General features: G+C 16.8%; 20 protein-coding genes and 1 pseudogene. 11 read left to right on the forward strand and 10 right to left on the reverse strand.

From position 1 onward, the window contains the following. Both GJT91_RS02000 and nrdB read left to right on the forward strand, forming a co-directional pair. Window positions 1–248: pseudogene (locus GJT91_RS02000) on the forward strand (ribonucleotide-diphosphate reductase subunit alpha); the annotation flags it as partial. 33 nt (window positions 249–281) lie between these two features. Further along, on the forward strand, window positions 282–1,412 hold the full coding sequence (gene nrdB / locus GJT91_RS02005; RefSeq protein ID WP_168868570.1) for a class Ia ribonucleoside-diphosphate reductase subunit beta: 1,131 nt from the start codon (window positions 282–284) through the stop codon (window positions 1,410–1,412). A gap of 76 nt (window positions 1,413–1,488) precedes the next feature. Here the strand turns inward: nrdB and GJT91_RS02010 are convergent, their stop codons facing one another. Beyond that, window positions 1,489–2,880 (reverse strand): basic amino acid/polyamine antiporter, encoded by a 1,392-nt coding sequence (locus tag GJT91_RS02010; protein WP_168868571.1) that lies wholly within the window; start codon window positions 2,878–2,880, stop codon window positions 1,489–1,491. 129 nt (window positions 2,881–3,009) lie between these two features. Next, window positions 3,010–3,756 carry a Nif3-like dinuclear metal center hexameric protein gene (locus GJT91_RS02015; RefSeq protein WP_168868625.1) on the reverse strand — a complete coding sequence of 249 codons (747 nt, stop codon included), beginning with the start codon at window positions 3,754–3,756 and terminating at the stop codon, window positions 3,010–3,012. A gap of 212 nt (window positions 3,757–3,968) precedes the next feature. On the opposite strand from GJT91_RS02015, the gene GJT91_RS02020 reads away from it, so the two are divergent. From GJT91_RS02020 to rplS, 5 genes are read left to right on the forward strand one after another with little or no spacing between them, the layout of a single operon-like run. Beyond that, on the forward strand, window positions 3,969–5,345 hold the full coding sequence (locus GJT91_RS02020; protein ID WP_168868572.1) for a signal recognition particle protein: 1,377 nt from the start codon (window positions 3,969–3,971) through the stop codon (window positions 5,343–5,345). 25 nt (window positions 5,346–5,370) lie between these two features. Continuing rightward, the gene (gene rpsP / locus GJT91_RS02025) at window positions 5,371–5,604 is read left to right on the forward strand and encodes a 30S ribosomal protein S16 (RefSeq protein ID WP_168868573.1); all 234 of its coding nucleotides are present in this window, start codon (window positions 5,371–5,373) and stop codon (window positions 5,602–5,604) included. Between the two features lie 26 nt (window positions 5,605–5,630). Continuing rightward, the gene (gene rimM / locus GJT91_RS02030) at window positions 5,631–6,152 is read left to right on the forward strand and encodes a ribosome maturation factor RimM (protein WP_168868574.1); all 522 of its coding nucleotides are present in this window, start codon (window positions 5,631–5,633) and stop codon (window positions 6,150–6,152) included. A 23-nt stretch (window positions 6,153–6,175) separates the two neighbouring features. Beyond that, window positions 6,176–6,946, forward strand: coding sequence for a tRNA (guanosine(37)-N1)-methyltransferase TrmD (gene trmD / locus GJT91_RS02035; RefSeq protein ID WP_168868575.1), 771 nt, complete (start codon window positions 6,176–6,178; stop codon window positions 6,944–6,946). Window positions 6,947–6,950: 4 nt separating this feature from the next. Further along, window positions 6,951–7,310, forward strand: coding sequence for a 50S ribosomal protein L19 (rplS, locus tag GJT91_RS02040; RefSeq protein WP_168868576.1), 360 nt, complete (start codon window positions 6,951–6,953; stop codon window positions 7,308–7,310). A gap of 19 nt (window positions 7,311–7,329) precedes the next feature. Here the strand turns inward: rplS and recD are convergent, their stop codons facing one another. Genes recD through GJT91_RS02060 form a run of 4 tightly spaced genes read right to left on the reverse strand, consistent with a single transcriptional unit; the run spans window position 7,330 to window position 15,953 of the window. Then, a complete protein-coding gene (gene recD / locus GJT91_RS02045; protein WP_168868577.1) occupies window positions 7,330–9,180 on the reverse strand; it encodes an exodeoxyribonuclease V subunit alpha in 1,851 nt (616 codons plus the stop codon). 32 nt (window positions 9,181–9,212) lie between these two features. Further along, on the reverse strand, window positions 9,213–11,696 hold the full coding sequence (recB, locus tag GJT91_RS02050; protein ID WP_168868626.1) for an exodeoxyribonuclease V subunit beta: 2,484 nt from the start codon (window positions 11,694–11,696) through the stop codon (window positions 9,213–9,215). Then, window positions 11,693–12,748, reverse strand: a complete 1,056-nt coding sequence (locus tag GJT91_RS02305) for a UvrD-helicase domain-containing protein (RefSeq protein ID WP_168868578.1) — start codon at window positions 12,746–12,748, stop codon at window positions 11,693–11,695. The genes recB and GJT91_RS02305 overlap by 4 nt, the downstream gene beginning before the upstream one ends. A 13-nt stretch (window positions 12,749–12,761) precedes the next feature. Continuing rightward, entirely contained in the window at window positions 12,762–15,953 is a 3,192-nt protein-coding gene (locus GJT91_RS02060) for an exodeoxyribonuclease V subunit gamma (RefSeq protein ID WP_168868579.1), read from the reverse strand. Between the two features lie 446 nt (window positions 15,954–16,399). Here GJT91_RS02060 and GJT91_RS02065 point away from each other — a divergent pair, with 446 nt between their 5' ends. Next, window positions 16,400–17,086, forward strand: a complete 687-nt coding sequence (locus GJT91_RS02065) for a MutH/Sau3AI family endonuclease (protein WP_168868580.1) — start codon at window positions 16,400–16,402, stop codon at window positions 17,084–17,086. Here the strand turns inward: GJT91_RS02065 and lysA are convergent. Further along, window positions 17,083–18,354 (reverse strand): diaminopimelate decarboxylase, encoded by a 1,272-nt coding sequence (lysA, locus tag GJT91_RS02070; RefSeq protein WP_168868581.1) that lies wholly within the window; start codon window positions 18,352–18,354, stop codon window positions 17,083–17,085. The two genes, GJT91_RS02065 and lysA, sit on opposite strands and share 4 nt — an antisense overlap. A gap of 346 nt (window positions 18,355–18,700) precedes the next feature. Between lysA and GJT91_RS02075 the strand changes: the two genes are divergently transcribed. The 3 genes from GJT91_RS02075 (at window position 18,701) to crr (ending at window position 21,354) form a co-directional block, all read left to right on the forward strand. Further along, window positions 18,701–18,955 carry an HPr family phosphocarrier protein gene (locus GJT91_RS02075; RefSeq protein WP_168868582.1) on the forward strand — a complete coding sequence of 85 codons (255 nt, stop codon included), beginning with the start codon at window positions 18,701–18,703 and terminating at the stop codon, window positions 18,953–18,955. 151 nt (window positions 18,956–19,106) lie between these two features. Next, window positions 19,107–20,834 carry a phosphoenolpyruvate-protein phosphotransferase PtsI gene (ptsI, locus tag GJT91_RS02080; protein ID WP_168868583.1) on the forward strand — a complete coding sequence of 576 codons (1,728 nt, stop codon included), beginning with the start codon at window positions 19,107–19,109 and terminating at the stop codon, window positions 20,832–20,834. 13 nt (window positions 20,835–20,847) lie between these two features. Continuing rightward, window positions 20,848–21,354 carry a PTS glucose transporter subunit IIA gene (gene crr, locus GJT91_RS02085; RefSeq protein ID WP_168868584.1) on the forward strand — a complete coding sequence of 169 codons (507 nt, stop codon included), beginning with the start codon at window positions 20,848–20,850 and terminating at the stop codon, window positions 21,352–21,354. 113 nt (window positions 21,355–21,467) lie between these two features. On the opposite strand, the gene ruvC is transcribed toward crr, so the two are convergent. From ruvC to aspS, 3 genes are read right to left on the reverse strand one after another with little or no spacing between them, the layout of a single operon-like run. Next, window positions 21,468–21,935, reverse strand: a complete 468-nt coding sequence (ruvC, locus tag GJT91_RS02090; RefSeq protein WP_168868585.1) for a crossover junction endodeoxyribonuclease RuvC — start codon at window positions 21,933–21,935, stop codon at window positions 21,468–21,470. Window positions 21,936–21,982: 47 nt separating this feature from the next. Continuing rightward, on the reverse strand, window positions 21,983–22,702 hold the full coding sequence (locus tag GJT91_RS02095; RefSeq protein WP_168868586.1) for a YebC/PmpR family DNA-binding transcriptional regulator: 720 nt from the start codon (window positions 22,700–22,702) through the stop codon (window positions 21,983–21,985). Window positions 22,703–22,718: 16 nt separating this feature from the next. Then, the gene (aspS, locus tag GJT91_RS02100) at window positions 22,719–24,476 is read right to left on the reverse strand and encodes an aspartate--tRNA ligase (protein ID WP_168868587.1); all 1,758 of its coding nucleotides are present in this window, start codon (window positions 24,474–24,476) and stop codon (window positions 22,719–22,721) included. Window positions 24,477–24,781 lie beyond the last annotated feature (305 nt).

The raw sequence follows: 24,781 nt of genomic DNA on the forward strand, positions 1-24,781 counted from the left end.
TAAATTTAATTGGTATAATGCAAAAATTTATTGATCAATCTATTTCTACAAATATAAATTATGATCCTACTCGTTTTTATAATAATAAGATTCCTATGGAACAGTTATTAAAAGATTTATTAATGGCATATAAATTAGGTATTAAAACCTTATACTATCAAAATACAAGAGATGGAGCAAAAGATATTCAAAATGAAAATATTTTAGAAAAAAATAGTATTTGCAACAACGGAGCATGTACACTTTAATTCTAAAATTTTAATAATAATTTGGATAATAACATGAGTTATACTACTTTTTCTAATAAAAAAAATAATCAATTAAAAGAACCTATGTTTTTTGGTCAATCTGTAAATATTTCTCGTTATGATCAACAAAAATATAATTTTTTTGAAAATTTAATTGAAAAACAATTAAGTTTTTTTTGGAGACCGGAAGAGATAGATATATCATATGATCGTATACATTATCAAAATTTACCAAAACATGAAAAACATATATTTATTAGTAATTTAAAATATCAAACTTTATTAGATTCAATTCAAGGACGTAGCCCTAATATAGCATTATTACCATTAATTTCTATACCAGAATTAGAAACATGGGTAGAAACTTGGTCTTTTTTTGAAACAATACATTCTCGATCTTATACCCATATAATTAGAAATATCGTAAATGATCCATCAATAATTTTTGATGATATTATTACTAATAATAATATTATTCTTAGAACAAAAGATATTATTAAATATTACGATGAACTTATTGAATTAACAAATTATTGGCATTTATTTGGAGAAGGAATTTTTAGATTAAATAAAAAAAAAATTGTAATTAGTTTATATAATTTAAAAAAAAAATTATATTTATGTTTAATGAGTGTCAATATTTTAGAAGCTATTAGATTTTATGTAAGTTTTGCATGTTCTTTTGCATTTGCTGAAAGAGAATTAATGGAAGGTAATGCAAAAATTATTAGATTTATAGCTCGTGATGAATATTTACATATGATTGGTACTCAGTATATACTTAATATTATGCAAAAAGGAATAGAAGATAAGGAAATGGCAAAAATTGCTATTGAATGCGAAAAAACATGTTACAAATTATTTCTTGATGCTTCTATACAAGAACAACAATGGGCTGAATATTTATTTTCTAATGGAATTATGATAGGTTTAAACAAGAATATTTTATGTAAATATATTAAATATATTACTAATATTAGAATGAATAAAGTTGGATTAAAAAGTCCATTTTCAATTACTAAAAATCCTATTCCATGGATTAATTCTTGGTTAATATCAGATAATGTTCAAATGGCACCTCAAGAAGTAGAGATAAGTTCTTATTTAATAGGACAAGTTGATTCTACAGTAGATATTAAAAAATTTAAAAATTTTAAATTATAATTTTATTAATTAATGACTGTTATAAATATAATTTATATAACAGTCATGTAATTATACTATATATATTTATTAAAATTTATTTTATTAAAAAATAAATAGCATAAAAAGATATTATCAATAAAATAAAACAATAAAATTTTTCTTTATTATTTAATAATAAAATATTTTTATTAGTTATTTTAGTTAAAATTAAAAATATTAAACCAAGAGTATATAAAATTAATGAAAATAATAAATTTAATAATCCTGCGGCATATAATAACCAAATAGTATAAATACAAGAACCTAGACTAATAAATAAATTATATTTATTAAATTTTTTTATAGATATTTTAAATAAATATGCTCCAACTAAAAAATATGGTATTAATATCATTTCAGATGCAATAGTTAATAGATTATTATAATCTAATTTAGTTAACCAAATTAACATTAAACATAATTGTATACTAATATTAGTAAACCATAAAGCATATGATGGAGATTTATTTTGATTTTTTTTAGACATTATTATTGGAAATATTTTGTTTTTTGCAGCTATACATGGGACTTCTGCAGCCATAATTGTCCAACTAAGATAAGAACCACAGACTGATATAATTAATCCTAATATAGCAAATATATTACCCCATTTACCAATTAATATTGTCATAATTCCTGCCATAGATGGATTTTTCATATTAGCTAAATCTAATCTATTCATAATACCAAAAGATAATAATGTTACTAATAAATATATAGATAATGTAATTATTATGGCTAAAAATGTTGATTTTTCTACATCTTTAATATTTCTAGCTTTAGAAGATAAAATAATAGCACCTTCTACACCAATAAATACCCATAAAGTAATTAACATAGTATTTTTTATTTGTTTTAAAATGGGAATATTTAAATTAATTCCCATTAAATCTATATTAAATTTTTTTAAATTAAAAGCAATAATGGATAAAAATATAAAAATAAATAAAGGAATTAATTTACATAATGTTGTTATTATATTAATAATAAATGCAGTTTTTATTCCTTTAAGTAATAAAAAATGAATTAACCATAATAAAATAGAGGACCCTAATATAGCTTGCCATGTATTTCCATTTCCAAAAAAAATATGACTTGGAGTATCAATAAAAAAACTTATAGCGGAAAATACAATAACTAGATAAGAGACATTAGCAATTACAGCACATAACCAATAACCCCATGCTGAATAAAAACCAATTAATTTACCAAAGCCATCTTTAGCATATGCAAAAATACTTCCTTGAAAATTAGGTTTTAATTGATTTAATAATAACATAGTTTTTGCTAAAAAAATAATTCCGAGACCAGTAATACTCCATCCTATAATTAATGCAATAGGACTTGCAATTGCTGCCATATTTTGAGGTAAGCTAAATACTCCTGCACCTAACATAGAACTAAGTACTAATGATGTAAGTGCTATAAGGTTTAATTTTTTATTCAAAATAATTCCTTTAAACTATATAAATTATTAATTTTTAATAATTTATTTAAATATTAAATTCTAAAATAAAAATTTTTTTAAAATAATGAAAATATTTTATAAAAAAATTTTATATAATATAAATATATTTTACACTGGATTATATACATCTATAAAATTAGTTTTTAAATTAAATTTTTGTTTTAACCACTTACTTAACATAATTATACCTCCTTTTTCAGTTGCATGATGTCCTGCACTAATAAAATGTATGCCATATTCTCTTGCAATATGTACATTCATCTCTGATACTTCTCCCGTAATAAAAACATCTATATTAAAATTTACTATTTCTTCAAAAAATTTTTGTCCAGCTCCACTACACCAAGCTATTTTATTAATTTTTTTAGATTTATTTTTACCAAAATGTAATGGTATACGATTTAGTTTATTTGTAATTTTTAAAATAAAATCTTTTATATTAATTTTATTTTTTAAGTATCCGTAAAAAACAAAAGGATTTATTTTACCATGAATATTTATATCTAATAAATTTGCTAAATAAACATTATTTCCTATTTCAGAATTTAAATCTAAAGGTAAATGCCAACTATATAAATTGATATCATTTTTTAAAATTGTATATATTCTTTTTTTTTTATGACCTCCTATAATAGGAGATTCATTTTTCCAAAAATATCCATGATGTACTATAATAGCATCTGCTTTAAGTTTAACAGCATAATTTAATAATTTTTGACAAGCAGTTACTCCCATTATAATATTTTTTATATATTTTTTACCTTCTATTTGTAATCCATTTGGAACATAATCTTTTATATTTAATTTTAAATTTAATTTATTATTAATAATTATTTCTAATTTTTTATTATTTATCATATGTATTTTTTATAATTTATATATACTAAATTTATATTTTAAAATTATAATAATAAATATTTTATTTTAAAATTTTTTATTTTTTATTTTAATAAAATATTTTTATTTCTATAATTATAAATTTAAAATATTAAATGGAATTTATATTAGTTATTTAAAATTTTAATTTTAAATTTAATGTAAAATTATATTATATATGAGGAATTTAAATGTTTGCTAACTTAAGTAAAAAATTATCTAAAACATTATTAAAAATTAGAAATTATGGACGTTTAACAGAAAAAAACATAAAAGAAACTTTAAATGAAATTTATATAAATTTGTTAGAAGCTGATGTAGCTTTAGAAGTTATTAAAAAAATTATTAGTAAAATAAAAAAAAAAGCAATTGGAATAAAAATTAATAATAGTTTTAGTCCAGGACAAGAATTTATAAAATTAGTAAAAAAAAATTTAATTAAAATAATGGATTCTTCAAATAAAAGTATTAATATAGCTACTCAACCTCCTGCAGTAATATTATTTACTGGATTACAAGGAGTAGGTAAAACAACAAGTGTTATAAAATTATCATATTTTTTGAAAAAAAAATACAAAAAAAAAATTATTGTTGTATCAACTGATATATATAGACCTGCAGCTATACAACAATTAAAAATTTTAGCAAAAAGTGTAAAAATAGATTATTTTGATATAAATGAAAAAATATCTCCCATAGAAATATCTAAAAAAGTATTACATTATGCTAAAATTAATTTTTACGATATAATCATAGTTGATACAGCAGGAAGATTACATATTAATAATATAATGATGGAAGAAATAAAAAATATTCATAAAATACTTAATCCTATAGAAACAATATTTGTTATTGATGCAATGACAGGACAAGATTCAATTAATAGTGCTAAAAAATTTAATGAATTATTACCTATAACAGGAATTTTTTTAACTAAAGCAGATAGTGACACTAGAGGAGGAGCAATTTTATCAGTTAAATATATAATAAAAAAACCAATAAAATTTATTGGTACTGGAGAAAAAATTAATAATATAGACATATTTTCTCCTGAGAAAATTGTATCTAAAATATTAGGGATGTCTTCTGAATTATCTGTTATTGAAAATATACAAAAAAAAATTAATTTAAAAAAAAATAAAAAATTAATTCAAAAATTACAAAATAAAAATCACTTAAATTTGCAAGATTTTGTAGATCAATTAGAACAAATAAAACAAATAGGAAGCCAAAACATTAATTTTTTACTAAAAAAAATGAAATTAAATAATATACAATATTCTACACATCCTATAATGAATATTATTAATATAGATAATGAAACTATTATGAATATAAAAACTATAATGAATTCAATGACTAATTTAGAAAAAAAAAATATTGATATAATTAATTTTTCTAGAAAAAAAAGAATATCTTCTGGATCTGGTATTTCTATTTTAAAAATAAATGTTATAATAAAACATTATAATCAGATGAAATTAATTACTAAAAAAATGAAAAAAAATGGTAATATACATAAAATAATTAAAAATATAAAAAATTTTTTAGGAAAGAAATTTTTTTAAAATTTAAAATATAAGGAAAGTAATTATGGTTATAATTAGATTATCTAGAAAAGGAATAAAAAAAAAACCTTTTTATCAAATAATTGTTACAGATAATAGAAATGCTAGAGACGGACGTTTTATAGAAAAATTAGGTTATTTTAGTCCATTTAATATAAATAAAAGTAAAAAAAAAATTTCTTTTAATAAAGAAAGAGTTAATTTTTGGTTATCTAAAGGTGCTGTTCTTTCAAAAAGGGTATGTAATTTGTTAAAATAATTTTTATTTTTATTAATAGATAAATTATGTTAAAAAAAAAGATAATTTTAGGAAAATTTGGTAAAGTTTACGGTATAAAAGGATGGATTAGATTATTTTCTTATACTCAAAATAAGGTAGATATTTTTTTTTATAAAAATTTATTTATTTTAGATAATAAAAAAAAAATTTTTTTTTTAAAATTTAATAAATATATTTTTAAAAAAAAAAGTTATATTGTTCAAATTAATCATTTTTATAAAAATGAAGATATAATTAGTTTTGTTAATTATAAAATTTATATATTTAAATCTAATTTAATTAAATATAGAAATAAAAATGAATATTATTGGAATGATATAATTGGATGTAGAGTAATTAATATTAAAAAAATTTATCTTGGTATAGTTAGTCATATTATGGAAACAAAAATTCATGATATTATTATCATTAAATCTAATTCTAGAGATATGAATAAAAAAAATATATTAATACCATTTATTGAAAATAAGATAATAAAAAAGATAGATTTAATTAATAATTATATAATAACAGATTGGTATTTATAATTTTGCGGTATAAAAAAATTATTATGTGGATTAATGTTATTAGTTTATTTCCTGAAATGTTTAAAACAATTCTTGATTATGGTTTAATTAATAAAAGTATAAAAAAAAAATTATTAAATATTAATTTTTTTAATCCTAGAGACTTTACTGATCATAAAAATAGAAAAGTCGATGATTATATTTATGGAGGAGGAGACGGTGTTATATTAAAAGCAGAACCCTTAATAAAATCTATTTATCGAGCAAAATTAAAGATGAAAAATAATGTTAAATTAATTTACTTATCTCCACAGGGTAAAAAAATTAATATTTCTTTAATTAAAAAATTAATGTTATATAAAAATATAATATTAATTTGTGGTAGATATAAAGGTATAGACGAACGTATTATTAATAATTTTGTAGATGAAGAAATTTCTATAGGAGATTATATTGTTAGTGGTGGAGAATTACCTGCGATGGTTTTAATAGATATATTAGTAAGACAAATTCCTGGAGTATTAAATAAAATATCGTCAGGAAATACTGATTCATTTTTTAATAATGGTTTATTAGATTCACCTAATTATACTCGTCCTCAAAAATTAAAAAATTTGTTACAAAATAAAGTTCCTTCTGTATTATTATCAGGAGATCATAAAAAAATAAAAACATGGAAATTAAAACAATCATTAGGAATTACTTGGTTAAAAAGACCAGATTTATTTAAAAAAAAAAAATTAACTCAAAAAGAAGAAATTTTATTTAATGAATTTAAAAATTCTTATTTAAAAAAAAATAATTTTTTGGAGTAAAAAAATGAATAATATTATTAAATACATAGAACAAGAACAAATTAAAAATTATAAAAAATTTCCTTCATTTAGATCTGGAGATACATTAAAAATAAAAATATGGGTTGTTGAAGGTTCAAAAAAAAGACTTCAAAATTTTGTAGGAACTGTTATTTCAATAACCAAAAAAAATAGTTTTAATTGTTCTTTTACTATTAGAAAATTATCCAATGGAATTGGAATTGAAAGAGTTTTTCCTTTATATTCTAAAATAATTAATTCTATTAAAATAGAAAAAATAGGTTATGTAAGAAAATCAAAATTATATTATTTACGTCAATTAACAGGTAAAGCAGCTCGTATTAAAGAAAAAATTAATTTTTAATAAAATTTTTTTTAATAAATTATTTCATATAATTTATTATTTTTTTTTTTAGATTAGAATATCTTTGTATTTTTCTTTTTATTGATTTATAGAAAATTAATTTATTACTATAAATTGTTACATTTTTTTTAGATCGTGTAATAGCAGTATAAATTAGTTCTCTTGTTAATAAAGGATAAAGTTTATTTGGTAATACTAAAGAAATATTTTTAAATTCTGATCCTTGAGATTTATGTGCTGTTATAGCATATGCTGTTTCATGTGCTGGTAAATGTTTAATATCAACTATCGTACATTTTTTTTCATTTAATAAAAATTTTACTTTTAATTTTTGATTATTTTTATCTAAATAAGTGATACCAATATCACCATTAAATAAATTTAAAAAATTGTCATTTTGTGTAATAATAATTGGTTTACCAATATACCAATTATTATTTTTTATATTATTACTGATTATTTTTTTATTAAAAAGTTTTTTTTCTATGAGATTATTAATTTCTTTTGTACCAAATAATCCATTTTTTACAGCACATATTATTTGATAATTATTAAATTTATTTATAATTTTATTATTTTCATTATTATTTTTATTTAAATAATTAAAATATTTTTCATATTCATTAATGAAATTTTGTATCATTAATTCATATTCTTTTATATTTAAAATATTAATATAATTTATATTATTAAATTTTTTTAACAAAAATAATTTTTTAATTTTTAAAATATTTCCTTGTTTTATTAATTTTGCTAATTTATTAATTCCTGAATTATTTTTATATCTATAATTATTTTTTAAAACAGTAATAAAATTACGAAAAAAAAATTTATTTTTTTTTAAATTTTTTTTTATTTGATTATTAGTAATTATTTTTAATAAAGAAAAATATTTTTGTGTAAAAAAAAATTTTTTAAAAAAACATAAATCCTTAAAAATATTTCCATATTCTATTGAAGGTAATTGATAATCATCCCCTAATAAGATTAAATGACCTTCTAAAGGTAATTTTTTTAAAATAATATACATTAAATTAGAATCTATCATAGAAGATTCATCTATTATTAATAGATTTACATCTAAAATATTTGTACTATTAAATATAGTTTTTTTTGTATACATATTTAATTTTAATAAACTATGTATGGTAGTTGCTTTACTTGGAATATTTTTTTTTTCTTTTTCATTCATTTTTTCTTTAGAAATATTTTTAAAAAATTTATTTATAGATTCTGTTAATTTAACAGATGCTTTTCCTGTAGCAGCCGCAACTTTTATTTTTAAAGATTTTGAAAAAATTTTAATAAATGTATAAATTATTTTTGGTATTATACTTGTTTTACCAGTTCCTGGAGAACCAGTTATAATACTAATTCTATGTGTTAATGAAGAGAAAACAGCTGTTTTTTGTAAAATTTCATTTTTTTTAAATAAAAAATCTAATATGTTTTTAATTTTACTTTTTTTTATAAAAATATAGTTATTTTTAATAAAATTATTAACTATAAAATTTTCTTCATTCCAATTTTTATATAAATATAAACAATTATTTTCTAAAATAATAGGAGTAATTTTTTCACCATTACTAATAATATCCTTATAAGATAATAAAATTTTTTTCCAATTTATAATTTTATTAATTTCTTGTATTTTTTTTAATAAAAATGAATACTTTTTATCTTTAAAATTTTTTTTTAAATATAACTTAGATATTGGTAAACAAGTATTTCCTTTTCCAATACTATTACTAAGTAAAGCAATAGCAAACATTAAAAATTTATTTTTTTTAGAAACAAATATAAGGGAAAAATATAAATCAACTAAACGAATAATTTTTATTTTACATAATTTTTTTAAAAAATTATACATATTTTTTATTATTAAATTTTATTATAATTAAATTAATAAAATAATTTATTTAATTCATTAATTAATTTGTAAGATGGTTTGATTTCCCAAATACCACCTTTTATTTTTTTATGTATTCCTCTAATATATAAAAATATAATTCCTCCAAAATTATTTTCATAATTATAGTTAACAATACGATAATTTAAGTATTTATGTAAAGCTAAAGTATAAATTTGATATTGTACATCATAACGATTTAAACATATATCTTTTTTAAGATATTTTTTTTGATAATATTTATTACTATAACCTAACCAATTAGTTTTATAATCTATAATATAATATTTTTTATCCCATAAAAAAATTAAATCAATTATTCCTGTTAAAAATCCTTTAATTTTTTGAAAATTTAATTTAGGAAGTTTATTAGAAATAAAATCATATTTATTTATAATATTATTAAATTTTTCAGAAGAAAAAAAATTTTTTATTGACAAAAAAAATTCAAATTCTGTTTTTTTATTTTCATTACTTATTTTACTTAAAATAATCTTATTTTTACCTAACGGAGTTTGTAAAATATTATTTAACCATTTTATTAATAAAATATTCCAAGAAGAATTAATATTTTTTTTCATTAATTCTTTTTTAATTAAATTATTTATAATAGGTTTTGTAAAATTTAGTTTTTCTAAAATACTATGAATTATAATACCTATATTTTTCCCAATAGGAAAATTGAACTGTGATTTTTTTATATTTTTTTTATTAAAATTTAAAAATTTATATTTATAATTATTATTTAAGTTATTAAGATAGGTATCTTGTTGTTTTTTTATTTGTGAATAACTTAATAAAATTTTGTTTTTATAATTAAAATTTTGATTTTTAAATTTAAGTAAATATTTATTTTTTATTTCTTCTTTATAAATTTTATTCATTTTTATAATTTTTTTTTTTTTTAAATTTTTAATTGAAATATCTTTATTTTTTAAATTATTTAAAATTTTTTTTAAATTTATATTAGAAGTATTATTTTTATTTTTAATTAAAAAATTCAAAGAAGTATTATATGATAAATATAAGTTTTGTTCTTTTAAACTATTAAACTTTATATTTGAAATTCCAATACTACAATGAAAAATAGATCTTGTTAAAGCTACATATAATAATCTTAAATTTTCAGAAAGTGATTCTTCTAAAAATGCTTTTACGTTTTCATCTTTTTTTTTAAAATCTATATTTATTTCAAAATTTTTTCTATTATGAAAAATTATACCATTATTATTTATTGAATCTAAAGTATTTGAAGAAATAAATGGTAACCAAACAATAGGAAATTGCAATCCTTTTGCTTTATGTATTGTCATAATTTTTATTTTATTAATATCATTATGTAATTTATTTTGTTTATTTAATAAATCTTTATTAGGATATGTAATTTGTTTTAATAACCATTTTACTATTATTTTATTATTTTTTATATTAAAACATGATTTTTGTATTAATTCACCTAAATATAAAATATTTGATATTTTTTTTTTAATATAATCAGAATTATTTTTTTGTAACAAAAAAAAATCTTTTAAAAAGATTGTTTCTAACATATTGAGAATACCTTTTCTTTTCCAAATATAATTATATTTAGTAAATTTATAAATTATTTTTTTAATAAAATATTTTTTTTTATCATTATCAAAATAAGATAAATTTATATTAAATAATTTACTTGCTAAAAAATTTACTATTCTTTTTTTTTTATTAGGTTCTAAAATAGATTTTAATAATAAAAATAATTCTTTTGCTTCTTGTGTTTCAAAAATATTATCAAATTTTGATAAATAAATAGATGGTAAATTAAATTTTATAAATTCTTTTTGTAAAATATCAGATTCATAACGATTACGAACTAAAATAGTTATATCCGAAATAGTAATTTTCTTATTTTTTCCATTTTTATATAAAAATGCTTTATTTTTTTGACCTAAAACTATTAGTTTGCATATTTTATATGCACATTGATGAGCTATTTTTTTTTTATATAAATTTATACTAATTTCTTTGTCAATATACCAAAAAGTAATACCAGATTTTATTTTATCATTTATAATTAAATGATAATTTATTTTTTTTATTGTATAAAAAATAGGACGAAAAATTATATTTTTAAATAAAAAAGGATTTGTTCTATTTGAAAATAATTTATTTACACTATTAACCATTGTACTAGATGAACGCCAATTATTTTTTAATGTATAACATTTTTTAATTTCAGATGAAGCTTGTAGATAAGTAAAAATATTAGCACCTCTAAAAGAATAAATGGATTGCTTAGGATCCCCTATTAGAAAAATAATATGTTTAGATTGATTCATATATATTTTTTTAAAAATATTGTATTGTTGTTGATCTGTATCTTGAAATTCATCTACTAAAACAACAGGAAATAAATTTCTTATATCTTTAGATATTTGATCTCCTGAAATACCATTTAATTCTTTATTTAAAATATTTAATAAATCATTAAAACTTATCTTTTTTTTTTTTTTTTCTCTTTAATTATATATTGATTTATATATTTTATTGCTTTTAAAATTATTAAAATTTTTAAATTAATAATTTTATTTAAAAATTTTTCTATTATTTTAAATAAGGTATGTTTTGGTATTTTTTCTTTATTAATAGTTTTTTCATTTAAAATTTTTTGAGAAAATCTTAATAATTGTGTAGGATAATAATTATTTATGGTTTTTATAGAACTCCATAAACTAATAATCTTTATCCAATTATTAATTAATTTTTTATTATAAATATGTTTATTAATATTAGAATTACATATAGTATTTACTATAATATTCTCATATTTAATCCAAAATTTTTTTATTATATTAATATATTTTATGTTTTTATTAAATTGTTCTAATATATTAATATTTTTAAAGTGATATTCTATTAGTGTTGATTTTTTTGTTATAAAAGGGATTAATGAATTTAATAAATCATTAGGAGATTTCCAATAAAAAAAAATTATTTTAATTATTTTTTTTGGTAAATTATAAAAATACTTTCTCCAAAAAATTATGCATGCTTTTTGTTGTAAAATTAATTCATCACTAATTATTTTTTTATTGAAAAAAAAATTTTGAAATTCATAATTTTTTAAATTTAAAATTTTTTGACAAAAAGCATGTATTGTATAAATAGATGCATTATGCATATTCAATTCAGCTCTTAATAATAAAGTAATAGCTATTTTTCGATCTTTAATTTTTTTTATAATTTTATTTATAACATGATATTTACTTTTACCTTCTATGCATCCAATATATAGCATATGGATACTTTTTTTTATTCTTTTACATAAATTTTGTATTGCAATATCTGTAAAGGTTACTACTAAAATTTGTTCTACATTTAAAGGAATAACGTTGTTATTTTTTTGATATAATCCTAAAAGCATTCTTAAATATATTATAATAATAGTAAATGTTTTACCGGTACCTGCAGATGCTTCTATAAGATATTCTCCTTCCAAGTTTTCTTTAAATGGATTAAATTCTTTAAATTTTATTTTATTTTTTTTCATTATTATATAAACTCTAATTAGCATAATAAATTAAATTAAACATCCATTTTTGAATTAATTTTTTAATTTTTATCCATTCTTTTTTGTCTAAATTAAAATTTAATCTATTAAAATATAAATCTTTAGATTCTCCTATAAAATAATCGTTTTTATTCCAATAATAAAAAAAAATTTTTTTTGCTTTATTTTGTATATTATAATTATTATCAATAATATTTTTTTTTTTATTATAACAAATATTTATCCATTTCCATGAACTTCTTATTGGTAACATAATAGGAGAATTTATACCAGATATATAACCTTTAATATATTTTTTTAATAAAACATAAGCTTCATCTTTAGATAAAAGTTTAAAAATATATTTTGTATTTTTTGAGCCAAATAATAATAAACTGGAGTTAACATAAATATTATTTACACATAAAATTAAATGTTCTATCCATAAACTAATAATACTTTTAATGTCTATTATTTTAGGTTCAAATTTTATTAAATTATTATTATAATTTAAATACTTAATTTGTCCTTTTAAATTAATGTTTAAAATTTTTAAATCAATTTTATTAATTATTTCTGTATATTGATTTTTTTTAAAATAATTATTAAATATTTTTTTCATTTTATTTACTCTTTCTTCCCACCATATTTTACCATAATATCCATAAGGTAAAATATTTTGATTTAAATAATAATTATATAAATTATTGATATTTTTATTTAAAATTAATGAATATAATATTTTTTTATTTATAATATATTCTTGTAAATAATCAATATTAAATGGTTCTGTATTTAATAATTTAATTTTATTTAAATCTTGTAAATATATTTTAAATCTTTGATTAAAAAAACCTTTGACAGGATGTTTCCAAAAATTAATTAAATTATTAATTTTTATTTTTGTTATTTTTATAGATTTTAAAATATTAATATTTTTATTGTATGTATTATTTTCTTCCTTTTTTTTTAGTAAAAAATTAAATTTATTTTTATAAATATATTTTATAATATGATTATTAATTTTATTATTTTTTATGTAATAATTATTAAAAATATATATTAATAATTCACTAATTATACTAGATGAAATATTTTGAATATTATTTATTTTTTTGTTATTAAAATAACTAATATATAATTTTTTTTCTGCAGACATTATTAATTTTAAAAATATATTTTTATCTTCATCTAGATAATTTTTTTCTTCTTTATAAGGATAATTTTTCATTAAATCAAAAATAATAGGATATGATTTTTTTGGAAAATATTCATTATTCATTCCTATCATAAAAATTTTTTTAAAAGATATATTTTGAAATATATGAAAAGGACAAAAATTTATTTTATTTATATGAAAAAAAAAATTTTTATTTTCTTTTTTAATTTGATATTTAACTTTTTCTATTATTATATCAATAGATATTTTTTCTTCGTATTTGGATACTAAACCATTTTCAAGAAAAAATATTATTTTTTTTATAATATAATATATATTATTATATAAATAAGTACTATAAGGAAAAAAATCAGAATATAATTTTAATATAATTTTTTGCCATTCTTTTAAAAAATATTTTTTATTAAGTTTATTTTTCCATTTTTCTAATTTAAATAAAAAATTAGTAAATTTACCAAGTAAATCTTTAGATAAACCGATTGAACCATTATAAGGAATAATATTATTCCATCTTTCAAAATTAAAAGCATAATTTAAAAACATACGGTGTAAACCTAATTTCCATGTATATTGATCTTTATTAAAAATAATTTTATTAAAATTTTTAAAATTTAGACCATGTTTTATACCTAATTTTTTAACCCAATAATTTAAATATTCTAAATCTTCTTTATTTAAAAAAAATTTTTTAGATATATATTTATCTTCTAATAAAAAAAAAATTTCTTCAGGAGTAAATTTTTTATAAGGTAAATTTAATAAAAATAAAATTTTTTTTAAAACATCTAAATTTTCTAATTTATTAGAATTAGAACCTATATTAATAGGTAAATTACAATTTTTAAATACTGAATCAATAAATGGAATATATAATCCTAAATTAGGAGATATAATAATTATATCATGTAAAAAATAATTTTTATTGTTTCTTAAAGTATATAAAATATCATTATATAATAATTTTACCTCTGTATAAATATCTTCACAAATGTATATTTGAATAGATTTATCTAAATAACTTATTTCTTTTTTTTGATTATTTTTAATATTTATATTGTGTTCAGATGAATATAATATATTATTTTTTATATTATTTAATAAATTTATTGTATTATTTTTTATAAAAGTTTCAATAATTCTAGCTGGTAAATTTATTAATTTATTAACATTATTTAGATGATAATTTCCCCAAGAAAGTAATAATTTATTATAAATATAATTTTCATTATTAATATTGATATTTTCATCATATTTGTAATTTGATAAATTTTCCCAATAATATTTAGATGGACTATATATTAAAATATGTATTTCTATATATTTTTCTATTTCTTTTAATAATTTTAAATATATTAAAGGAATATTTTGTATATCTAGAATAAATATTCTTTCTGGTAAAAAGTTATATTTAAAATTATTATTTTTTTTATTTTTATTATAAAATTTATATAGTTTTCCATAATTCCATAATGTTTTATTTAATTTATTTTTATAATATATTAATAATTCTTTCCATAATTTAGCTTGCCATATTTGATGTTTATCTTTTAATAATAAAAAAAATTTATTATATTCCCATAATAATAACCATTCTGGTTTGTATTTTTGATACTTATCATATAAATTTGCTATTTGTATAGATAAATTAAATAAATAATTAAAATCTTTTATTTTATAATAAAAATTTTTTTTAAAATAATAAAATTCTTGAGTATATATTAATTTAGGAAAAATTAATGCTATTTTCCAAATAATATTTTCTTTACATAAAAAATCATCTTTACCTATATTAGGTATTATTTTTTTAAATAAATTCCAAATAAATTTATCAAAAGAAAAAAAATTAAAATTTCCATATATTCCTAATATATTTGAAAAATTTATTTTTATTAATTTAGTAAAACTTACATTATTACATAAAATTATTTCTGATTCTAATGGATTTATTAATGGTTTTTTAATGATTTGTATTTTTATTAAATTTAATAAAATATCTATATTATTAGAATAATAAATTGTAAACATATTTAATTATTTAATTTTTATAAAAATGATTAATTTTAATATTATCATTAATATAGAAAAATTCTCCTATAATAAATAATTATAAAAAATGAAATTTTTATTATACCGTAAAATAAAAAAAATTAGGAATATAAAAATTTATATTATATATGTTATCTAAATTTATAATTTCTTATTTAAGAAAATTAATTATTTTTATATATTATTTTTTATAAAATTAAAAATATTATAATAATAATTTATTTTTGTATTTTATCTTAATTATATTCATTATAAATATTTAATTAAATACATAATTTTATATTAAAATATATTAATTTTATTTATTTTTAAAAATATTAAATTTATATTAAAAATATATAAAATATTTTTTATTTATCTTTATTAAGATTTATTTTATTTATTATATTATTATATAATTTATTATTTATAAAATTTTTATATAAATGAAAAAAATATTTTCTTCAATTATTTATAATGAAAAAATGTTATTATTAAGAGCACAATTAATAAAAGGGTTTAATATAATTGATATTGCAAGATGGTTGGATTATAAAATACCAAAAAATATAAAAGAAGATAAAGGAATTATAGGAAAATTAATTGAGTTTTATTTAATTGGAAAAAATTCATATAATAGATTAAGTAAAGATTTACCTTATTTAGGTATAGAAATTAAAACACTTACTATAAATAAAAAAAATAAAGTAATTAATGATAATTTTATTTGTTCTTTTTCTTTAATTAATGAAAAAAATTTTATTTTTTATAAAAGTAAATTATATAATAAATTATTAAAAATTTTATGGATACCTATTATTAAAAATATAAATACTCCTTATACAATGAATAAAATTGGAAAAGCATTTTTATGGGAACCTTCTAATAATGATAAAATAAAATTATTTAATGATTGGAATAATTTAATAAAATTACTTATTTTAGGACAAATAAAAAATATTAATTCTTATAATGGTTATATTTTATTAGTTAAAAATAAATCTAATAAAACAAAATTAACAAAAGCTATAAATAAAAATGGTAAAGTTATATTTATAACTCCTAAATCTTTTTATTTTAAAAAAAAATTTCTAAATTATGTTTTAAAACATAAAATTAATTTAAAAAATTAAAATAATTCTAAATTTATTAGTTCTTGTATTTTTTGACGACGTCTAATTATTCTAGGAATATTATTTTCAATTAAAATTTCTGGTATTAAAGGTCTACTATTATAATTAGAAGACATAGATGCTCCATAGGCTCCAGTATCATGAAAAATTAAATAATCACCAACTTTTACTAGGGGTAACATAAAAAAAATTATTTTTCCATTATTTGTTTGTGTAAATATATCTCCTGATTCACATAATGGTCCTGCAATAATAGTTTTTACTTTGGGAAAAACAGACATATCTTTACCTTGATATGATATAGCTGATATATAATGGTAACTTCCATACATTACAGGACGAATTAAATCATTAAAACCTATGTTTACTAAAACAAATCTCTTATTTTTTATCATTTTTATAGCACATACTTGACAAATTAATATACCAGATTCGGCTACTAAAAATCGTCCTGGTTCAATCTCTAATTTTATATTTTTTTTAAAAAAATTTTTAATAATATTTCTTGTATTATTCCATAAATTAAAATAATGATTAGTATCAACTTTTATATCATTTATTTTATAAGGAATAGATAATCCTCCTCCTGCAGATATAATATTAATTTTTGGCATATATGATTTTAAAACATTACATAACATTGAATTGCATACTTTTTTTAAATGATGATAATTTACTCCTGATCCTATATGCATATGTATTCCAATTAAATTTAAATTAAATTTTTTTATAATATAAATAGCTTTTTTTAAGTCTTTATACCAAATACCGTGTTTACTTTTTTCTCCTCCTGTGTTTGTTTTTTCATGATGTCCATATCCAAAACCAGGATTAATTCTTAAAAATATATTATGATTTTGTGATATATAACCTAATTGATATAACATATCAATAGAACCAATATTTACAGTAATATTAAATATTTTAATATATTCTAATGTTTCTTTATCAAAAATGTCAGATGTAAAAACAATATCATTTATTTTTTTAGGATTATATCCAGCAGCTATTGCTCTTTCTATTTCTCCTAAGGAGATAGCATCTACTTTTACTCCTTCATGTTTCATTAATTTTAAAATATTTATATTAGAACAAGCTTTTTGTGCAAACCTTATTGTATCAAACTGTTTTAATTGTAAAATTTTATTTTTTATATTTTCTGCACAATATAACCAAAATGGAGTATTATAATTCTTTATTAAAGATAAAATAGTTTTAATTGAAATATTATTTTTATTATGTTTTTTATCAAATAATTTTATTGTCATTATTATTTATTCCAATAATAAAATTCTATTAGATATGATTTTAATTTAACTTAAAAATATTTTTTCTTAAATATATAAATTTATTTTTTTGTAATATATTATGAAAATAGTAATTTTTTTATAAAAAAGATTATCTTAAATAAAAATTTTAAATATAACTAAAAATTATATCTTTAATTAATTTAGATTTAGTAGCCAATATAATTTATCTATGTTATTTATAAAATAAATAAGAATTATTTATATAAATTATCATTATTTAATTTTTTATAAATTAAGTAAATATTAATTAATTATAATATAATTATATAAATATTTTAAATACATTAAATTTTAGGATAAGGTAATGTTAGAAAAAGAAATTATTATTAATAATAACAATGGTTTTCATACACGTCCAGCAGCACTTTTTGTAAAAGAAGCGAAAAATTTTGTATCAAATATTACAATTACTTCTAATGGAAGAACAGTAAATGCCAAAAGTTTATTTAAAATACAAACATTAGGATTAACTAAAGGTACTTTAATTATTTTAAAAGTTTCAGGAAAAGATGAAAAAAACGCAATAGAACATTTAATAAAAATAATTCAAAAATTATAAATTAATTTTTTATTTTTATGAAAATACCTATAATTTTAAAATTATTATTTTATTTGATAAAATTAAATTATAAGTTTTTTATAAAAATTATTTTAATTTTTTTTAAATTTAAATATAAACATTATTATGTAATAAATTGAGGTAGAAAAATATGATTTCAGGAATTTTAGCTTCTCCTGGTATTTCTTTTGGTAGAGCATTTTTATTAAAGATGGATAATATTATTATTAATCATAATAAAATTACTGATAATCAAATAGATTTAGAAATTAATAAATTTTTAAATGCGCAAACAAAATCTGTACAACAATTAGAGTATATAAAAAATAATTCATTAAAAAAATTTAGTTCTAATAAATTATCAATTTTTGATGGACATATCCTTTTATTACAAGATGAAGAAATGACTAAAGAAGTTATATTTTTAATAAAAAATAATTTTTTATCAGCAGATAATGCAGTAAATATAGTAATAAAATCTCAAATAAAAATTTTAAAAAATTTAAAAGATAAATATTTAAAAGAAAGAATTATTGATATTACAGATATAGGAAATCGTTTAATAAAAAATATTTTAGGTTTAAATACTAAAAATTTAGATGAAATAAATAATAAAGTAATTTTAATTGCAAAAGATCTTACACCATCAGAAACTGCTCAATTAGATTTAAAAAAAATTTTGGGGTTTATTACTGATTTAGGTAGTAAAACTTCTCATACTGCTATAATGGCTCGTTCATTAGAAATACCTGCTATTGTAGGTACTGGTAATATAACTACAAAAGTTAAAACTAATGATTATATTATTTTAGATAGTATTAATAATAATATTTTTATTAATCCTACAAATCAAATAATTAAAAAAAAAAAGATCATATATAATCAATATATAATAGAAAAAAATAAGTTTAAAAAAAAATGTATTTTACCTGCTATAACTAAAGATAATTATAAAATTGAAGTTTGTGCTAATATAGGTTCATTGAATGAATTAAAAAATATCATAAAAAATGGTGCGGATGGTATAGGTTTATATCGTACGGAATTTTTATTTATGAATAGAAATTCTTTTCCTTCCGAAGAAGAACAATTTCATGTTTATAAAACAGTCACAAAAAAAATGAATGATAAACCTGTAATTATTAGAACAATGGATATTGGTGGAGATAAAAAAATATCATATATGAATTTACCTAAAGAAGAAAATCCATTTTTAGGATATAGAGCTATTAGAATTAGTATAGATCGTAAAGATATTTTACATACTCAATTAAGAGCACTTTTAAGAGCATCTATTTTTGGTAAATTACATATTATGTTTCCTATGATAATATCAATAGAAGAAGTTCTTTTTTTGAAAGAAGAATTAAATTTCTTAAAAAAACAATTACAAAATGAAAAATATGATTTTAATAAAAATATTCCTATAGGAATAATGGTAGAAACTCCTGCATCTGCGATAATAGCTCATCATTTAATAAAAGAAATTGATTTTTTTAGTATTGGAACTAATGATTTAATACAGTATACTTTAGCTGTAGATCGTGGTAATGATTTAATTTCACATTTATATAATCCAATGCATCCTGCTGTATTTTATTTAATAAAAAAAGTGATAGATGCTTCACATTCAGAAGGGAAATGGACAGGAATGTGTGGTGAATTAGCAAGTAATGAACATTTTATTCCTGTATTATTAGGTATGGGATTAAATGAATTTAGTATGAGTGCAATTTCTATTCCAAAAATAAAAAATATTATTTGTAAAATACAAATAAAACAAGCTATAGAATTAGCTAATAATATTTTATTACAATCTAATATTAAAAATATAAAAAATTTATTATTAGAATTTAACAAAAAAATTAATCTTTATTAAAAAGGTAATAAATATGAATATTTTTTCTAATTTTTTTAAAAAAAAATATAAAAAAGTTAATATTACTAAAATATTTGCTCCTATTACAGGAAATATAATAAATATAGAAAAAGTTCCTGATATTGTATTTTCAGATAAAATAGTAGGAGATGGTATTGCTATTGATCCTACAGAAAATTTTATAGTTTCTCCAGTTGATGGTATAATTGGTAAAATTTTTGATACTAATCATGCATTTTCTATAAAAACTAAAAATAATATAGAATTATTTGTTCATTTTGGTATTGATACAATAAATTTAAAAGGTAAAGGATTTAAAAGAAAATTTAATTTTGAAAAAAATAATAGAGTTAAAAAAGGTGAAATTATTATTGAATTAGATTTAGATTTTTTAAAAAAAATGGCTAAGTCTATATTAACTCCAGTAGTAATTTCTAATATTGAAGAAATTACTAAATTTAAAAAATATTCAGGTACAGTTATTGCAGGTATTGATCCTATATTAAAAATTTATAATTAATAAAATTTTAATTTTATAAAAAAATATTTTATTAATATTTTATTTTTTAATAAAAAAATAAAATATTAAATGTTTTAAAATAATTAAATTTTTTTATGTAAATTATTATTTTTTTATAATAAAATACGGCTATGTGTAATAGCAATTGCTAATGCATCAGCAGCATCTGTTTTAGGATAAAAAGGTAATTTTAGTAACATAAAAACCATATCTTGTACTTGTTTCTTTTTAGCATTTCCTATTCCAACAACAGTCATTTTTACTTTATTTGTTGAATATTCAAAAACAGAAAGGTTATGATTAACAGCAGAAACTATAGCAGCGCTTCTTGCATGACCTAATTTTAAAGCAGAATCAGCGTTTTTAGCCACAAAAATTTTTTCTATAGCAAAATTATTTGGTTTAAATTTATTTATTATTTTACTTACATTATTATAAATTATTTTTAATCTTGTAGGAAAATCTTTAATTTTTAAAATTATACATCCACTATCAATATAAACTATTTTTTTTCCGTTTTTTTTAATTAAACCGTATCCTGTTATTCTAGAACCAGGATCAATACCTAAAATTATTGTCATAATATTATTAATCTTTTTTTTTGTAAAATTAACAAATATAATATTTATTATATTTCAGCATTGTGATAAATTTTTTTAATATCTTTACATTTTTTAGATAAAAATAATAAGTTTATTAATTCTTTTTTTATAAGAATATTTATTTTTTTTTTAAAAAATGGTTTTATTATTAATTTTGTTTTAATTGGTTTTATTTTTAATTTTTTTATTTTTTTAGTAAAAAATTTATATTTTTTTTGTGTAAAAATTATTTTTATATTTTTTTTGTTAAAAATAATATCATTTGCATTTAATTTTTTAGCAATATTAATAATATGATTTGAATCATTAATAGATGAATATGTTACATATATTTGTTTTTTAAAAATATAATTTATTGTACCAGTTTTATATAAATTTCCTCCTGATTTATTTAAAATATGACGTATAAAAGACACAGTTCTATTGTTATTATCTGTTAAACATTTTATCATTAATGCAACATTATCAGGACCATATCCTTCATAAAAAATTTCTTTTAATTTATCATTTTTTTTATTATTTATATTTTTTTTTAAAATATTATCAATAGTTGAACGATTTATATTATATGATAATGCTTTTTCTATAACCAAACGTAATTTAGAATTATATTGTGGATTTATTCCTTGACCTATTTTTATTGCAGAATTTAATTCTTTGATAATTTTTGAAAAAATTTTATCTTTTTTATTATCTTGTATTTTTTTACGATAACGTGTATTAGACCATTTATTATGTCCTGACATAAAAAAATTATCCTTTTTATTTTATATATGATAATCCTAATTCTTTAAGAAAATTATAATTAATAATATTAGGAGATTTTGTTAAAAGACATGTTGCTGAAGTTGTTTTAGGAAAAGCAATTACATCACGAATATTATTCGTATTAGCTAATAACATAACTATTCTATCTAATCCTAATGCTATTCCCATATGTGGGGGTGTTCCAAATTTTAAAGATTTTAAAAAAAATCCAAAATTTTTTTCTTGATTTAATTTATTAATTTTAAGAATATCAAATATTTTTTTTTGTATTTTATAATTATATATTCTAGAAGAACCACTACCTATTTCATAACCATTAATTATTAAATCATATGAATCTGACAAAATTTTTTTAAGATTTTTGTTTTCTAATATATTTTTTAAAAAATTTTTTTTTGGAGATGTAAAAGGATGATGTACTGAAACTAAATTTCCTATTTTATCTTTTTTAAATAATGGGAAATCTATGATCCACAAAGGAGACCATTTATTATTATCAATTAAATTAAAATCTCTTCCTAATTTTTTTCTTAATAATCCCATAGATGAAATATTATCATTTACTATTTCTGTACCAATAAAAATAATATCATTATTATTAGCATTATTTTTATAAATAATATTTTTTATTTCCTTATTATTAAAATTTAAAAAAATAATATTATTTTTATTATTTAAAATATTAATTAATTTATTATTATAAACTTGATATATACTTAAATCTTTTGTACCATGTTTTTCCATATAGTATTTATATTTTTTAAAATTTTGTAATTTTATATTATTTATATATTTATTTTTAATGGAAATAGAAATTATTCTATTTTTATTTTTTTTTTTATTATTTTTAATAAAAAAATTAGTTAAATTTATAAGTTTTAATTTATTTCTTAAATCAGGTTTATCTGTTCCAAACTTTTCCATTGATTCATTATAAGTTAAAATTTTAAAATTATGTAATGATACATTATTTACTTTTTTCCATAAATTAAATATTATTTTTTCTATAAAAGAAATAAATTTTTTTTGTTTTGTAAAAGATATTTCTATATCAATTTGGGTAAATTCTGGTTGACGATCTGATCTTAAATCTTCATCACGAAAACATTTTGCTATCTGATAATATCTATCTAATCCTGCAATCATTAATAATTGTTTAAATATCTGAGGTGATTGGGGTAATGCATAAAAATTATGTTTATGTATTCTACTAGGTACTAAATAATTTCTAGAACCTTCTGGAGTTATATTTGTTAATATAGGAGTATCAATATTTAAAAATTTATTTTTTTCCAAAAAATTTCTAACATAGTAAATTATATTTGATCTTAATTTTATAATTTTAACCATTTTATTTTGTCTTAAATCTAAATATCTATATTTTAATCTAACTTCTTCTTTATTTAAAACATTTATATCAATAGGTAATGGTTTAGATTTATTAAATATAAATATATCAGATACAATAATTTCTATTTCTCCAGTGAATAAATTCAAATTTTTATTTTTTTCTTTTCTTTCGTTTATTATTCCTTTAATTTTAACACAAAAATTATTACGTAATTTAATTGCTATATTATATGCTAATTTATACTCTGGTTTAAAAACAGCTTGAATTATACCTTCCCTATCTTTTAAATTTATAAAAATTAATTTTCCTAAATTTCTATAATTATCTACCCATCCATAAATAATTATCTCTTTATTTATAAATTTTTTATTAATATTACCACAATAAATTTTATTTTTCATTTTATATAACTTTATTTAATAAGAATTAATATATTTATTTTATAATAAATAATAATTTTTTTATGTAATTAATTCAAATTTTAATGTATATAAGATTATATCTTCTATTTTATTATATATAATTATTTATAATAATTATATAATAAAAATTTAATTTAAATTAATTTATAAATATAATAAACGATAGTAATTTAAAATAAATTAAACTTAATAATAGAATATTATTCTATATATTTTAAATAATAATTTTATTTAATAAATATATTTTTATTTAAATAAAAAATTAATTTTAATAATTGATTATA

Origin of the sequence: Enterobacteriaceae endosymbiont of Donacia semicuprea (assembly GCF_012570535.1) — a bacterium.
Lineage (GTDB): Bacteria > Pseudomonadota > Gammaproteobacteria > Enterobacterales > Enterobacteriaceae.

Bases quoted from the DNA above. Each gene is read 5' to 3' on its own strand.
- ptsI (WP_168868583.1), top strand. From the start codon at position 19,107: ATGATTTCAGGAATTTTAGCTTCTCCTGGTATTTCTTTTGGTAGAGCA.
- GJT91_RS02065 (WP_168868580.1), top strand. From the start codon at position 16,400: ATGAAAAAAATATTTTCTTCAATTATTTATAATGAAAAAATGTTATTA.
- aspS (WP_168868587.1), bottom strand. From the start codon at position 24,476: ATGAAAAATAAAATTTATTGTGGTAATATTAATAAAAAATTTATAAAT.
- lysA (WP_168868581.1), bottom strand. From the start codon at position 18,354: ATGACAATAAAATTATTTGATAAAAAACATAATAAAAATAATATTTCA.
- rpsP (WP_168868573.1), top strand. From the start codon at position 5,371: ATGGTTATAATTAGATTATCTAGAAAAGGAATAAAAAAAAAACCTTTT.
- trmD (WP_168868575.1), top strand. From the start codon at position 6,176: ATGTGGATTAATGTTATTAGTTTATTTCCTGAAATGTTTAAAACAATT.
- crr (WP_168868584.1), top strand. From the start codon at position 20,848: ATGAATATTTTTTCTAATTTTTTTAAAAAAAAATATAAAAAAGTTAAT.
- GJT91_RS02095 (WP_168868586.1), bottom strand. From the start codon at position 22,702: ATGTCAGGACATAATAAATGGTCTAATACACGTTATCGTAAAAAAATA.
- ruvC (WP_168868585.1), bottom strand. From the start codon at position 21,935: ATGACAATAATTTTAGGTATTGATCCTGGTTCTAGAATAACAGGATAC.
- rimM (WP_168868574.1), top strand. From the start codon at position 5,631: ATGTTAAAAAAAAAGATAATTTTAGGAAAATTTGGTAAAGTTTACGGT.
- GJT91_RS02020 (WP_168868572.1), top strand. From the start codon at position 3,969: ATGTTTGCTAACTTAAGTAAAAAATTATCTAAAACATTATTAAAAATT.
- GJT91_RS02075 (WP_168868582.1), top strand. From the start codon at position 18,701: ATGTTAGAAAAAGAAATTATTATTAATAATAACAATGGTTTTCATACA.
- nrdB (WP_168868570.1), top strand. From the start codon at position 282: ATGAGTTATACTACTTTTTCTAATAAAAAAAATAATCAATTAAAAGAA.
- GJT91_RS02060 (WP_168868579.1), bottom strand. From the start codon at position 15,953: ATGTTTACAATTTATTATTCTAATAATATAGATATTTTATTAAATTTA.
- recD (WP_168868577.1), bottom strand. From the start codon at position 9,180: ATGTATAATTTTTTAAAAAAATTATGTAAAATAAAAATTATTCGTTTA.
- rplS (WP_168868576.1), top strand. From the start codon at position 6,951: ATGAATAATATTATTAAATACATAGAACAAGAACAAATTAAAAATTAT.
- GJT91_RS02305 (WP_168868578.1), bottom strand. From the start codon at position 12,748: ATGAAAAAAAATAAAATAAAATTTAAAGAATTTAATCCATTTAAAGAA.